This window comes from Sphingomonas sp. LY54 (assembly GCF_035594035.1).
In the GTDB taxonomy this organism is placed as follows: Bacteria; Pseudomonadota; Alphaproteobacteria; order Sphingomonadales; family Sphingomonadaceae; genus Allosphingosinicella.
In genome coordinates this window covers 410,638-424,070 of sequence record NZ_CP141588.1, presented here as the reverse complement: position 1 = coordinate 424,070, position 13,433 = coordinate 410,638, and the positions used below count along the sequence as shown (strand labels likewise).

At 69.7% G+C, this 13,433-nt stretch carries 11 protein-coding genes; 9 read left to right on the top strand and 2 right to left on the bottom strand.

The genetic code is table 11. From position 1 onward, the window contains the following. Positions 1-2: 2 nt before the first annotated feature. Genes SH591_RS02135 through SH591_RS02095 form a run of 9 tightly spaced genes read left to right on the top strand, consistent with a single transcriptional unit; the run spans position 3 to position 11,765 of the window. A complete protein-coding gene (locus SH591_RS02135) occupies positions 3-1,550 on the top strand; it encodes an XrtA system polysaccharide chain length determinant (RefSeq protein WP_324750317.1) in 1,548 nt (515 codons plus the stop codon). A gap of 10 nt (positions 1,551-1,560) precedes the next feature. Then, the gene (locus SH591_RS02130) at positions 1,561-2,493 is read left to right on the top strand and encodes a P-loop NTPase family protein (RefSeq protein WP_324750316.1); all 933 of its coding nucleotides are present in this window, start codon (positions 1,561-1,563) and stop codon (positions 2,491-2,493) included. After that, the gene (locus tag SH591_RS02125; protein WP_324750315.1) at positions 2,490-4,136 is read left to right on the top strand and encodes a hypothetical protein; all 1,647 of its coding nucleotides are present in this window, start codon (positions 2,490-2,492) and stop codon (positions 4,134-4,136) included. Before SH591_RS02130 ends, SH591_RS02125 begins: the two co-directional genes overlap by 4 nt. A 14-nt stretch (positions 4,137-4,150) precedes the next feature. Further along, on the top strand, positions 4,151-5,209 hold the full coding sequence (locus SH591_RS02120) for an XrtA/PEP-CTERM system-associated ATPase (protein WP_324750314.1): 1,059 nt from the start codon (positions 4,151-4,153) through the stop codon (positions 5,207-5,209). A 10-nt stretch (positions 5,210-5,219) separates the two neighbouring features. Next, positions 5,220-6,065, top strand: coding sequence for an XrtA system polysaccharide deacetylase (locus SH591_RS02115; protein ID WP_324751315.1), 846 nt, complete (start codon positions 5,220-5,222; stop codon positions 6,063-6,065). Beyond that, positions 6,062-7,126 (top strand): FemAB family XrtA/PEP-CTERM system-associated protein, encoded by a 1,065-nt coding sequence (locus tag SH591_RS02110; protein WP_324750313.1) that lies wholly within the window; start codon positions 6,062-6,064, stop codon positions 7,124-7,126. The genes SH591_RS02115 and SH591_RS02110 overlap by 4 nt, the downstream gene beginning before the upstream one ends. After that, the gene (locus tag SH591_RS02105) at positions 7,126-8,334 is read left to right on the top strand and encodes a TIGR03087 family PEP-CTERM/XrtA system glycosyltransferase (protein ID WP_416385203.1); all 1,209 of its coding nucleotides are present in this window, start codon (positions 7,126-7,128) and stop codon (positions 8,332-8,334) included. Before SH591_RS02110 ends, SH591_RS02105 begins: the two co-directional genes overlap by 1 nt. Then, the gene (xrtA, locus tag SH591_RS02100) at positions 8,331-9,836 is read left to right on the top strand and encodes an exosortase A (protein WP_324750312.1); all 1,506 of its coding nucleotides are present in this window, start codon (positions 8,331-8,333) and stop codon (positions 9,834-9,836) included. The genes SH591_RS02105 and xrtA overlap by 4 nt, the downstream gene beginning before the upstream one ends. Before the next feature lie 3 nt (positions 9,837-9,839). Next, positions 9,840-11,765, top strand: coding sequence for an XrtA/PEP-CTERM system amidotransferase (locus SH591_RS02095; RefSeq protein WP_324750311.1), 1,926 nt, complete (start codon positions 9,840-9,842; stop codon positions 11,763-11,765). On the opposite strand, the gene truA is transcribed toward SH591_RS02095, so the two are convergent. Together truA and fmt are read right to left on the bottom strand one after the other, a co-directional pair. Then, positions 11,711-12,478 carry a tRNA pseudouridine(38-40) synthase TruA gene (gene truA / locus SH591_RS02090; protein WP_324750310.1) on the bottom strand — a complete coding sequence of 256 codons (768 nt, stop codon included), beginning with the start codon at positions 12,476-12,478 and terminating at the stop codon, positions 11,711-11,713. The genes SH591_RS02095 and truA overlap by 55 nt on opposite strands. After that, on the bottom strand, positions 12,475-13,380 hold the full coding sequence (fmt, locus tag SH591_RS02085; RefSeq protein ID WP_324750309.1) for a methionyl-tRNA formyltransferase: 906 nt from the start codon (positions 13,378-13,380) through the stop codon (positions 12,475-12,477). The genes truA and fmt overlap by 4 nt, the downstream gene beginning before the upstream one ends. Positions 13,381-13,433 lie beyond the last annotated feature (53 nt).

The following is a 13,433-nucleotide window of genomic DNA, read 5'->3' as shown; positions in this document are numbered from 1 at the left end:
CCTTGGACGGACTTTACGAGCAGTTCCGCATCGCCCTGCACCAGGTGTGGCGCCGTCGCTGGCTCGCGCTCGCCGTGGCGTGGGGCGTGTGCCTGCTCGGCTGGCTGGTCCTGGCTCTGATCCCGAACAGCTATGAATCGAAGGCCAAGGTCTTCGCCCAGATGCAGACGATCCTGCCGGAGAAGATGGGCATCACCCAGGTCGACCGCCAGAACGACCTGCTGCGCATCAAGCAGATGCTGACCTCGACCGAGAATCTGCAGAAGGTCGTCCGCGCCACCGATCTCAACCAGCTCGTGGCGAGCGACCGCGATCTTGCCGCTCAGGTCACCGCTCTCCGCCAGAGCATCAAAATCACCGCCCAAATCGACAATGCCAGCGTGATCGAGATCAGCGCCAGCTCGGGCATCGGCAGCTTCTCCAACGGCGAGAATGCCCGCACCGCCAGCGCGGTCGTGCAGAACCTCCTCGATCTGTTCAACGAGGAGAATCTCGCCGGCAACCGCACCGAGATCGGCCAGAGCCTCGCCTTCCTCGACGAGGAGCTGAAGCGCCGCGAGACGCAGCTCCAGCAGGCCGAGCAGCGCCGCGCCGAGTTCGACGCCCAATATATGGGCCTGCTCCCGGGCGACGGCACGATCGAGCAGCGCGTCTCCTCGGCGAGGCTGGAGCTTTCCAATATCGAGCGCGAGCTGATGACCGCGCAGAGCTCGCTCACCTCTTTGCGCAGCCAGATGGCCGGGATTCCCGCGGCGATTTCCACGCCCGGCGTCGGCGGCGGGGGCGGCTTCGCCTCGAACCAGATCGCAGCGCTCGAAGGCCAGCTCAGCACCGCCCAGGCGCGCGGCTGGACCGATCGCCACCCCGACGTGGTCGCCACCCGCGCCGAGATCGCGCGGCTGCGCCCGCAGGCCGCGGCCGAGCGCCGCAGCGGCGGCGGCGTCGCCGGCGGAACGCCCAATCCGGCCTATGTCTCGCTGCGCGCAATGACCGCCGAGAAGGAGGCGCAGGTCGCCGCCGCGACCGCGCGCAAGAACCAGATCCAGCAGGCGATGACCCAGCTCACCGCTGCCAGCACCGAGCCCGGCCTGGTCTCGGAGCAGGCCCGCCTCAGCCGCGACTATGAAGTCCTGAAGCGCGAATATGACAAATTGCTGCAGGATCGCGAGCAGGTCCGGTTGCGCGGCGACGTCGCCAGCAAGACCGACGCGATCAACTTCCGCGTGATCGAGCCGCCGTCGCGCCCGCAAGTGCCGGCCGCGCCCAATCGCCCGATCTTCCTGTCGCTGATCCTGGTCGTCGCGCTTGGCGCCGGCGCAGGCGCCGCATTCGTCGCGGGCCAGCTGCAGATGACTTTTCCGACCCAGGCGCGCCTCGCGCAGGTCACCGGCCTGCCGGTGCTGGGTTCGGTGAGCGAGATATTCACCGCCGAGAAGCGCGCGCTGCAGCGCCAGCGGCTGAAATGGTTCGCCGGGGCAGGGGGTGCATTGGCCGGCGGCTACGCTTTGCTGATGCTCGTCGAATTCTGGCAGCGCAGCACGGTGGCTTGAGAGGACGAACATGGACCAGAGCCGCCAATCCCTGATCGAGCGCGCCGCCGAAATCTACGATTTCGGGTCGGGCCTGCGCGTCTCCGAACCGATCCAATTCCCCGAGTCGGAAGCGCCGGTCGTCGCGCCGGCGCCGGCGCCGGAGCTGCAAGCCCAGCCCCTGCCGCAGACGAAGCCGCAGCCCGCGCCGCGCTCGGCCGATCCGTTCAAGGGCCGCCTCGGCCGCGTCGACCTGACGGCGCTGGAGGAGGCCGGTTTCATCCGCCCCGACGCGCTCGCGACCGCGCTCGCCGAGGAATTCCGTATCCTCAAGCGTCCGTTGCTGCTCGGCGTCTCGGGCGCGACCGGGATCGCCGCCGACAAGCGCCAGTCGATCCTCGTCTGCTCGGCCTCGCCGAACGAGGGCAAGACCTTCTGCGCGCTGAACCTCGCTCTCTCGCTCGCCGCCGAGCATGACACCGAGGTTTTGCTGGTCGACGGCGACGTCGTGAAGCCGGAGATATTGTCGATCCTCGGCCTCGACGACGGCCCGGGCCTCACCGATGCGCTCGCCGATCCGTCGGTGGATCCGGAAAGCTTCGTCATCCGCACCGACATCGATGGTCTGTCCGTGCTGCCCGCCGGGCGCCGCGCCAACGACGTCACCGAATTGCTCGCATCCTCGCGTACCCGGCAAGTGCTCGCCGGCCTTACGGTCACGCACCCCCAGCGCGTCGTCATCTTCGATTCGCCGCCCGCCCTCATGGCTTCGCCCGCCTCCGTGCTTGCGACCCATGTCGGCCAGGTGATGCTGGTGGTGCGGGCGGACCAGACCAGGGAAGCCGACCTCAGGGAAGCGGTCGCTCTCCTTTCCGGCTGCGACCATCTGAGCCTCATGCTCAACGGGGCGGGCTTTGCCGCCACCGGTCGCCGCTTCGGCAGCTATTATGGGATAGGCCAATGATCGAGTTCATCGCACGCAAGCGCATCGCCGCCGGCGCCTTCGGCCTTTCGGCCCTGGCAGCAGCGGTCGCCGCAACCGCCATCGCCGCGCCCGCCCGGACCGACATCGCGCCCTATCTGGAGGTCCAGCAGGTCGTCACCGCCGATCTCAACGACGGCGGCGACACCCTGACCTATTCGACGGTGGCCGCCGGCATCGACGGGAGGGTCTCCACCCGCCGGGTCGAGGCGGCGATCAGCTATCGCTACGAGCGCCGGATCGACTGGGGCAACGACATCGTCGACGAGGACGTCCATAGCGGCGTCGCCCAGGCCCGGCTCCAGGTCGCGCCGGGCGTCAGCCTCGATGCCGGCGCTCTGGCCGCCCGCGCCCGCGCCGACGGCCGCGGTCCGGCCTTCGGTTTCTCGACCGCCGACGACCGCAATATCGCCGAGGTCTACAGCGTCTATGCCGGCCCGACCGTGTCGAAGAAGATCGGCGATATCGATGTCGGCGCGAGCTACCGCCTCGCTTACGTCAATGTCGACGATCACAGTCTCGCCGGCCTGCCGACGACGCCGGGCCAGGCGGTCCGCGACCGCTACGACAGCTCGACCAGCCACAGCGCGTCGGCCAGCGTCGGCATGGCGCCCGGCCGTCTGCCGTTCGGCTGGACGGTCGGCGGCGGCTATGTCCGCGAGGACGTCGAGCGTCTCGACCAGAATTACGAAGGCAAATATATCCGCGCCGACATCGTCGTACCGGTCTCGCCCACCTTCGCCGTCACCGGCGGCGTCGGCTACGAGGACATCAGGATCGACCAGGACGACCTGCTGCGCGATGCCAATGGCGTGCCCGTGCTAACCCCGGGCGGCCGCCTGATCGGCGATCCCTCGCGCCCGCGCCTCGTCGCCTTCGACGAAGACGGGCTGATCTGGGACGTCGGCTTCATCTACCGCCCGAGCCGCCGCACCGAATTGCAGGCGCGCGCCGGCCGCCGCTACGGCGACATGACCTACACGGGTTCGCTGCGCCACGAATTCAATTCGGCCTATGGCGTCCAGGCCTTCGTCTATGACGGCATTTCCAGCTTCGGCCGGCTCGTCGTCACCGACCTCCAGGGCCTGCCGCTCGACTTCAAGGCCAATCGCAACCCGCTCTCGACCGGCATCGGCGGGATGGGCGGCTGCGTGTTCGGCACCGAGGGCGGGCAGGGCGTCTGCTTCGACGACGCCTTCCAGTCGATCGACAGCAACCAGTTCCGCAACCGCGGCGCGACCCTGCTCTTCTCCGGCGCCCGCGGCCCATGGTCGTTCGGTTTCGGCGGCGGCTATGCCCACCGCAAGTATCTGGCGCCCGAATTCGGCGGCGGCATCTTCACGATGGACGGCCGCACCGACGAGAGCTTCACGCTCAACGGCAATCTGTCACGCCAGCTCAGCCGCAGCTCGGGCCTGTCGTTCGACGCTTATGCCAGCTGGTTCGACAGCGGCGTCCCCCTGTCGGACACCAGCTTCGGTGCCGGCGCGAGCGCAAGCTACTATCAAAGCCTGTTCTATGACAGGCTGACGGGCTTTGCCGCGATCGGCCTCTACACGACCGACAGCGGCCAGTTCGACAGCACCAGCGCCTCGGCACTGGTCGGGCTTCGCTACACCTTCTGAAGGGGCGTACGGACATGAATGACTTCGGACTGACCGAACGGCCCTTCCAGCTTACGCCGGATGCGCGCTTCTATTTCGACAGCCGCACCCACAAGAAGGCGATGGCCTATCTCGGCTACGGCCTGGCGCAGGGCGAGGGGTTCATCGTCATCACCGGCGAGGTCGGGGCGGGCAAGTCGACCTTGGTCGCGCACCTGATGGCGACGATCGACCGCGCCCGCCTCAACGCCGTCAATATCGTCTCCACCCAGGTCCAGGGCGACGACATGCTGCGCCTCGCCGCGCAGAAACTCGGCATCGCCACCGAGGGCGTCGCCAAGGCCGGGCTGCTGGAGAGGGTCGAGCAGCATTTGGAGGAGCAGGCGCGCAGCGGCCGGCGCACCCTGCTGATCGTCGACGAGGCGCAGAATCTCGGCCATTCGGCGCTCGAAGAATTGCGCATGCTGTCCAATTATCAAATCGGCGGCCGCGCGCTTCTACAGATCTTCCTGCTCGGCCAGCCCGAGTTCCGCGACGACCTCGCCGCCTCCGAGGGGCTTGAGCAGCTCCGCCAGCGGGTGATCGCCACCCACCATCTCGAGCCGATGGATGAGGAGGAGATCGAGGCCTATATCCTGCACCGCCTCGGCATTGCCGGCTGGCAGGGCCGTCCGGCCTTCGGCGCGAGCGCCTTTCCGGCCATCTATCGCCACACCGGCGGCATCCCGCGCCGCGTAAACCAGATCGCGACGCGGCTGATGCTGTTCGCCTCGGTCGAGCAAACGGCCACGATCGACGCAGATGCGGTGGATGCCGTCGCCGCCGACATGGGCGCCGATGCCACGGTCCGCGCGGAGCCGGTCCTGCCGCTGCGCGCCACTGTGTCGGCGCCTGCCGCCCCGGTGGCCGAACCGTCGTCACCTCAAACCATGCCCATGGCCGATCCTCCGCGTGACTTCGCGCTCGAGCGGCGCGTCGCCGCGCTTGAGGCCCGGCTCGAGGAGCAGGAAGCCGCGGTCCGCCGCGTCCTCACGCTGCTGGTCGACTGGGTCGAGAATGACGAGGCGCCGAGCTATCGCCACCACGCCGCCTGAGGCGCTGCCGATGCTCAATGCGCTCTCCGTCGATGTCGAGGATTGGTTCCAGGTCGGCGCGTTCGAAACGGTAATCGACCGCAGCGACTGGGACGGCCTCGAATCGCGCGTCGAGCGCAACGGCGCCGCCGTGCTCGACCTGTTCGACCGCGCCGGGGTCAAGGCGACCTTCTTCACTTTGGGTTGGGTCGCCGAACGCTTTCCCGCGCTGATTCGCCGCGCCGCCGAGGCAGGGCACGAGATCGCCAGCCACGGCTGGGACCATAAGCGCGTCTTCACGCTCGATCCGGCGCGCTTCCGCGCCGATCTGGAGCGCGCCCGCATCGCGATCGAGGACGCCTGCGGTCATTCGCCGGTCGGCTATCGCGCGCCGAGCTTCTCGATCGACAAGAGGACCCCCTGGGCGCACCGCGTGCTGGCGGAGGAGGGCTATGTCTATTCCTCCAGCGTCGCCCCGGTCCGCCACGACCATTATGGCTGGCCCGAGGCGCCGCGCTTCGCCCATCGCCCGATCGCCGACGCGCCTCTGGTCGAGCTTCCGGTCACCACCGTCGAATGGGCCGGGCGCCGCTTCGCTGCCGGCGGCGGCGGTTTCTTCCGCTTGCTGCCTTATCGTTTCTCGGACTGGGCGATCGCCCGCGTCAACCGCGCCGAGCAGAGACCCGCAGTCTTCTATTTCCATCCTTGGGAGATCGATCCCGGCCAGCCCCGCGTCGCTAACGCGCCGCTGCGATCGAAACTGCGCCATTACAGCCGTCTCTCCGCTATGGAGTCCAAGCTCCTGAAATTGCTGCGTGGACACCGCTGGGGTCGTACCGATCATGTGGTCGCGAACGAGCAAGCGAGGCTGGCGTGAACGCCTTCACCCCCGTCGCCGGCGTCGCCGTTCGTCACGCCGACCTCGACTGCCCCGACGAGCGGCGGCCGGTTGAAGCCTATGTGCGGGCCCAGCCCGATGCGCAGCCCTTCCACCTGCCGCAGTGGAGCGAAGCGGTCGCACGCGGCTGCCGCCAGCCCAGCCATTATCTCGTCGCCGGGGAGCAGGCGGTCGAGGGCGTGTTGCCGCTGACCGAAATACGATCGCCCTTGTTCGGCTCCGCCTTGGTCTCGACCGGCTTCGGGGTCGGCGGCGGCATCCTCGCCGACGGCGCGGCAGCGTCCGACGCGCTGGCCGATGCCGCCTGGGCTCTGGCCGTCAAGCTTGGCTGTCCTACGCTCGAGCTTCGCGGCGGCCGGCTGCCCGAGGGGTGGACACGGCAGGAGGGCGTCTATGCCGCTTTCTCGCGCGACCTTCCGGACAGCGACGAGGGAATCCTCCTCTCGATCCGGCGCAAGGAGCGGGCCGAGGTGCGCCGCGCACAGGGCCACGGCCTCACGGTCTCGATCGGCCGCGGCGCCTCCGATCTCGACGCCCATTACCGCGTCTATAGCGAGAGCGTCCGCAATCTCGGCACGCCGGTCTTCCCGCGCAGCCTTTTCGCGGCGGCGCTCGAGAGGTTCGGCGAGGACGCCGATATCGTCACGGTGAGCCGCGACGGCCGCCCGCTGGCGAGCGTCCTCAGCCTCTATTTCCGCGGCACCGCTTTTCCCTATTGGGGCGGCGGCACGTGGGAGGCGCGCGAGGCCCGCGCCAACGATCTCCTTTATTACGAGGCCATGTGCCATGCCCGCCGCCGCGGCTGCGCGCGGTTCGACATGGGCCGTTCGAAACTCGGCACCGGCGCTTATGCGTACAAGAAGAATTGGGGGTTCGAGCCGCGGCCTTTGGTCTATGCCAGCCGCACGGCCGACGGCGCCGCGCCGCGCGAGATCAACCCGCTCGATCGGCGCTACCGGCTGCAGGTCGCGATCTGGAAGCGTCTGCCTCTGTGGCTGGCCAACCGGCTCGGCCCGGTCGTCTCGCGCGGGCTCGGCTGATGGACGACATCCTCTTCCTCGCCCACCGCATCCCGTTTCCGCCCGACCGCGGCGACAAGATGCGCTCGTGGCACATGCTGCGCCATCTGGCCGGGCTCGGCCGCGTGCATCTCGCCTGCTTTGCCGACGACGAGGCCGACGCGGCCCATCTCGGCGCGCTGCGGGCGGCGCTCGGCGGGCGCCTGGGCTCGGCCCATGTCGAGGTGCGGCGGGCCAACAAGCTGGGCGCGGGCCTGCGCGCGCTCGTCACCGGCGCGCCGGTGTCGTTGACGCTGTTCGACAGTCGGCGCCTGCGCCGCTTCGTCAGCGACATCATGGCGCGCGAGCCGATCGGCACCGTGTTCGCCTTCTCCAGCCAGATGGCGCAGTTCGTGCCTGCGGGCCCGCGCTTCGTGATGGACTTCGTCGACATGGATTCGGCCAAGTTCGCCGATTATGCCCGCACCGGGGGCGCCAAGGCCTGGCTGTTCCGGCGCGAGGCCGAGCGCCTGTTCGCGTTCGAGCGCGCCACCGCCGGGCGCGCCGACGCCAGCCTGTTCGTCAGCGAAGCCGAGGCGGCCCTGTTCCGCGACAAGGCAGCGCTCGAACAGGTCGAGATCCGCGCCGTCGGCAACGGCATCGACCTGACTTTCTACGACCCCGCCGCCAATTTCGCGCGGCTGGAACCGACGCCAGGCCCGCTGATCGTCTTCACCGGCCAGATGGATTACCGTCCCAATGTCGAGGCGGTGGCCCATTTCGCCGCGACGGCTCTTCCGCGCATCCGCGCTGTCCGGCCCGACGCGCGCTTCGCGATCGTCGGCCGCAACCCGGCTTCCGCCGTCCGGGAGCTCGCAAGCCGCGACGGTGTGACCGTCACCGGATCGGTCGCCGACGTGCGCAGCTGGCTCGCCGCCGCCGACGTCGTGGTGGCACCGCTGCGCGTCGCCCGCGGGATCCAAAACAAGGTGCTGGAGGCGATGGCGATGGGGCGGCCGGTGGTGGCCTCGCAGCCGGCCTTCGAAGGGATCGAGGCATTGCCCGGCCGCGATCTGCTGGTCGCCGACGACCCGGTCGAAGCCGTCACGGCTTTGCTCGCCGGTCCCGATCGCCGCGCGGAGATGGGCGCCGCCGCGCGCCGCCGGATGGAATTCGCCTATCGCTGGGAGGCCCGGCTCGCGCCGCTCACCGAACTGTTACGCGGGCCCGAGCGGCAGGCGGCGGAATGACCGCTCAGGCCGCCATCGTCCGGGCGGCCGGCCGCGCCGACCCGGCCTGGCGCCCGCATTTGCTCGCGCTCGCCGGCGCGGCGGCGGGCATCCTCGTCGTCTTCCATCGCGACGCGGCCGACATGGTCCGGATCTGGCTCAACAGCTCGACCTACAATCATTGCGCCCTGATCCTGCCGATCATCGCCTGGCTGGTGTGGCAGCGCCGGCCCGCGCTCGACCGGCTCGCGCCCGCCGCCTGGGCGCCCGGCCTGGTCCTTGTCGCGGCCGGCGCCTTACTCTGGCTGCTGGGCGAGGCGGGGGGCGTGGCGCTGGCCCGTCATCTCGGGCTCGTGCTGATGCTGCAGGCGACGGTAATTGCCTGCCTCGGCAAATCGGTCGCGCGCGGCCTCGCTTTCCCGCTCTTCTACGCTTTGTTCCTGGTGCCGGCGGGCGACGAGATCGTGCCGCTGATGCAGACCGTCACCGCCGAGCTCTGCATGGCGCTGCTGCGCCTGTCGGGCATCCCCGCCCATCTCGAGGGCATCTTCATCACGATCCCCTCGGGCCTGTTCCGCGTCGCCGAGGCCTGCGCCGGGGTGAAGTTCCTCGTCGCAATGGTCGCGCTCGGCGCGCTGGTCGCCAATCTCTGCTTCCGCTCGTGGAAACGACGGGCGCTCTTCATGCTCGCCGCCGTGGCGATCCCGATCCTCGCCAACGGCGTGCGTGCCTGGGGCACGATCTACATCGCCCACGTCACCGATTCCGACTTCGCCGCCGGGGTCGATCACGTGATCTACGGCTGGATATTCTTCGCGATCGTGATCGCGCTGACGCTGGGCGTCGGCTGGCGCTTCTTCGATCGCGCGCCGGGCGACCCCTGGTTCGATCCGGAGGCGCTTCGCTCCGTCCCCGGCAAGCCGCAGCGCGCCGTCCAGATCGCCGCCGCCGCACTCGCCATCGCCGCGGTGCCGCCGCTCTGGTCGGCCGCCGTGGCCGCGGGGAGCCACGCACCAAGCGACATCGCCTTGCCGTCGGTTCCGGGCTGGCAGCGCGTCGCCGGCGATCTCGACTGGCAGCCCCATTTCGCCGGCGCTGACCGGATCCGCATCGGCCGCTATCGCGACGCGATGGGCCGGGAGGTCGATCTGGCCATCGCCGTGTTCGCGCGTCAGGGCGAGGGCAGGGAGATGGTCGGCTTCGGCCAGGGCGCGGTCGGCCCCGAAGGCGAATGGACCCGGATCGCCGCTACGCCGCCTCCGTCCGACGGACGTTCCGAACGGATCGGCTCGGGCGGGACTGTACGCGAGGTCGCGACCTTCTATCGGGTCGGCGATCTGGTGACGGGGAGCGAGTACCGCGTGAAGCTTGAAACGATGAAGACGCGCCTGCTGGGTGGGCCCCAGCGGGCGGTGGCATTGCTCGTCTCTGCCCCTGAGCCCGACGCCCGCCCCGCCATCGATGCCTTCCTCCACGATCTCGGTCCGATCGCGCCGGTCGCCGACCGCGCTGCGGGGGCCTGAGCCATGTGCGGAATCGCGGGCATCTTCCATCCCGACGTTCCCAAGCCGGTCGATCCGGCCCGCGTCCGCGCGATGAGCGACGTCCTCGCCCATCGCGGGCCCGACGGCAGCGGCGTCTGGACCGCGCCCGGCGTCGGCCTCGGCCATCGCCGCCTCTCGATCATCGACCTTGCCGGCGGCGCCCAGCCGATGGCGACGCCCGACGACCGCGTCGCCGTCACCTATAATGGCGAAATCTACAATTTCCGCGAGGTCCGCGCCGAGCTCGAGGCCAAGGGCCACGTCTTTCGGACCGACAGCGACACCGAGGTGATCCTCGCCGCCTGGCGCGAATGGGGTCCGGATTGCCTGTCCCGGTTCAACGGCATGTTCGCCTTCGCGCTCTACGATGCCGCCGCGGACGCCTTGTTCCTCGCCCGCGACCGGCTCGGCGTGAAGCCGCTTTTCTACGCGGAGCTTGCCGACGGCGCCCTGGTCTTCGCCTCCGAGCTGAAGGGCCTGCTCGCCCATCCATTGATGCGCGCCGGCCCCAACCCGCAGGCGGTCGATGATTTTCTCGCTTACGGCTACGTGCCCGACGACATTTCGATCGTGGTCGGGGTTCGCAAGCTCCCCGCCGGCCACCATCTCCTCGTCCGCCGCGGCCGCAGGGTGCCGCAGCCTTCGTCCTGGTGGGACCTGGATTTCTCGCAGCCGAGTGGGGCCAAGGCCGACATCCTCGCCGAGGAACTGACCGACCATATGCGCGAGGCCGTGCGTTCGCGCATGGTCGCCGACGTCCCGCTCGGCGCCTTCCTCTCGGGCGGCGTCGACAGCTCGGCGGTAGTCGCCTTCATGGCCGAGGCGAGCCGCAGCGCCGTCGAGACCTGCTCGATCGGCTTCGACCAGGCCGATCATGACGAAACGAAATATGCCGCGCAGGTCGCCGAGCGCTTCGCCACCCGCCATCGCGCGCGCATCGTCGCCGCCGACGATTTCGCGCTGATCGACACGCTCGCCGCGGCGTTCGACGAGCCGTTCGCCGATGCTTCCGCGCTGGCGACCTACCGCGTTGCCGAACTGGCGCGCGAGAAGGTCAAGGTCGCCCTCTCCGGTGACGGCGCCGACGAGGCATTTGCCGGCTACCGTCGCTACCGCCTGTTCGCCGCCGAGGAGCGGCTGCGCGGGCTGCTGCCGCAAGGCGCGGGCAGGGCGCTCGGTCGCCTCGGCGATGCCTGGCCCAAGCTCGACTGGGCGCCGCGCCCGTTCCGCGCCAAGACGACGCTCCAGGCGCTCGGCAAGTCGGCCGGCGAGGCCTATGCCGAGGCGGTCGGGGTGACGCCGCCCGCGCTGCGCCAGCGCCTCTACGCGCCGGGCTTCCGTTCGGCGCTGCAGGGCCACCGCGCCGAGGATCGCTATGTCCGCGCGATGGAGAACGCCCCGGCCAGCGATGCGCTCTCGCGCGCCCAATATGCCGACCTCAAGATCTGGCTGCCCGGCGACATCCTGACCAAGGTCGACCGCACCAGCATGGCCGTCGGCCTCGAGGCGCGCGAACCTCTGCTCGATCACCGGCTCGTCGAGTTCGCCGCGCGCGTCCCCGCCGGGATGCGCCTGCGCCGCGGCTCGGGCAAATGGCTGATGAAGCGCTCGCTCGCCCGCTATCTGCCCGACGAGATCCTGCACCGCCGCAAGATGGGCTTCGTAACTCCGGTTTCGGCCTGGTTCCGCGGTCCGCTCGCCGGCGAAGCCGCCGGCATCGCTCGCGGCTCGGCGTTGGCCGAAACGGGCTGGTTCGACGAGGCGGCGATCGCGCGTGTTGCCGCCGACCATCGCGCCGGCCGTGCCGATCATGGTCGATTGCTCTGGCAGCTGCTGATGCTGGACCGCTCGCTTCAGCGCCTGTTCGGGCTCGGTTCCTCGTCCGGATACAGCGCCGCCGCGAAATAGAGGCCGTCGGGCGGGGCGTTGAGGCCGAGCGCGGCGCGGTCGCGCGCCTCCAGCGCCTCCTTGAGGTCGCGCGCGCTCCATTTGCCGCGGCCGACCAGCTGGAGGCAGCCGACCATCGAGCGCACCTGGTGGTGGAGGAAGGAGCGGGCGGCGACATGGAAGTCGATCCGGTCGCCCTCGCGCACGACGTCGAGCCGGTCGAGCGTCTTCAGCGGGCTTTCCGACTGGCAATGGGCCGAGCGGAAGGTGGTGAAATCGTGCCGGCCGACCAGCAGCTGCGCCGCTTCGTGCATCGCCGCGGCGTCGAGCGCCGCCGCGACCCGCCATGCGCGACCCGCCTCGAAAGTCAAAGGCGCGCGCCGGTTGACGATCCGGTAGACGTAGCGCCGCCCGATGCAGCTGAAGCGCGAGTGGAAATCGTCGGCCGCAGCCTCGGCTTCGAGGATCGCCACTGGCTGCGGCGCGAGCAGGGCATTGAGCCCTTCGGAGAGCCGGAACGGCGTCACCTCCTTGGCGATATCGACATGGGCGGTCATCGCCAGCGCGTGCACGCCTGCGTCGGTCCGTCCGGCCGCGTGGAGGACCGCCTGCTCGCCGGTCATCCGCGCGACGGCTTCCTCGATCGCCTGCTGGACCGAGGGCCCGTGCGCCTGCCGCTGCCAGCCCATGAACGGGCGGCCATCAAACTCCACCGTCAGGCGGAAGCGAGTCATGCCAGGCGCGTGCCAGCCGGTACCGGGAAACCGCGCAACAGCTCTTTGGGGGTCATAACGGTCCGCCCGGCGCGCTGGACTCGGGTCGGGGCGATCGCCCCGGCGCTGCAGGCGATAGTGAGGCGCTCGTCGATCACGACGCCGGGCGCTTCGATGGCTTGAATGATCTCGGTTTCGAGGATCTTGATCCGCTCACCGCCAAATTCGATGAACGCGCCGGGCATCGGATTGAAGGCGCGCACCTGCCGCTCGACCTCGGCCGCGGTTCGGGTGAAATCGAGCCGCGCCTCGTGCTTCTCGATCTTAGCGGCATAAGTGACGCGGTCTTCCGGCTGCGGCTCGGGCGTGTAGCGGGCGAGGTCGGAGAGCACTTCGTTCATCAGGAAGGCGCCGGTCTCGGCCAATTCCTCGGTCAGGTCGCCGGCCGTCTTGCGGTCGATCTCGGTCTCGCGCACCGCGTAGATCGGGCCGGTGTCGAGGCCCTTTTCCATGCCCATGATGGTGATCCCGGTCCTCGCGTCCCCGGCCAGGATCGCACGCTGCACTGGCGCGGCGCCGCGCCAGCGGGGCAGGATCGAGCCGTGGACGTTGAGGCAGCCGTGGCGCGGCGCCTCCAATATCGGCACGGGCAGGATCAGCCCATAGGCCGCGACCACCGCGACATCGAGGTCGAGCGCAGCGAACGCCGCCTGCTCGTCCGTGTCGCGCAGGCTCGCCGGCGTCCGCACCGGGAGGCCCAGCGCCTCGGCCAGCTCCTGGACGGGGGAGGGACGCAGTCCCTTGCCGCGCCCGGCGGGCCGCGGCGGCTGCGAGTAGACGGCGACGATGTTGTGCCCGGCCTCGGCCAGCACGTCGAGCGTCGGTACGGCGAAGTCCGGAGTTCCCATGAAGGCGATGCGCATCGTTTCGCTCTATCCGGTCAAACCGGCTTGGCAAGTCACAGTGGCGCGCCATA

Bases quoted from the DNA above. Each gene is read 5' to 3' on its own strand.
- SH591_RS02130 (WP_324750316.1), top strand. From the start codon at position 1,561: ATGGACCAGAGCCGCCAATCCCTGATCGAGCGCGCCGCCGAAATCTAC.
- SH591_RS02125 (WP_324750315.1), top strand. From the start codon at position 2,490: ATGATCGAGTTCATCGCACGCAAGCGCATCGCCGCCGGCGCCTTCGGC.
- SH591_RS02120 (WP_324750314.1), top strand. From the start codon at position 4,151: ATGAATGACTTCGGACTGACCGAACGGCCCTTCCAGCTTACGCCGGAT.
- SH591_RS02115 (WP_324751315.1), top strand. From the start codon at position 5,220: ATGCTCAATGCGCTCTCCGTCGATGTCGAGGATTGGTTCCAGGTCGGC.
- SH591_RS02105 (WP_416385203.1), top strand. From the start codon at position 7,126: ATGGACGACATCCTCTTCCTCGCCCACCGCATCCCGTTTCCGCCCGAC.
- xrtA (WP_324750312.1), top strand. From the start codon at position 8,331: ATGACCGCTCAGGCCGCCATCGTCCGGGCGGCCGGCCGCGCCGACCCG.
- SH591_RS02095 (WP_324750311.1), top strand. From the start codon at position 9,840: ATGTGCGGAATCGCGGGCATCTTCCATCCCGACGTTCCCAAGCCGGTC.
- truA (WP_324750310.1), bottom strand. From the start codon at position 12,478: ATGACTCGCTTCCGCCTGACGGTGGAGTTTGATGGCCGCCCGTTCATG.
- fmt (WP_324750309.1), bottom strand. From the start codon at position 13,380: ATGCGCATCGCCTTCATGGGAACTCCGGACTTCGCCGTACCGACGCTC.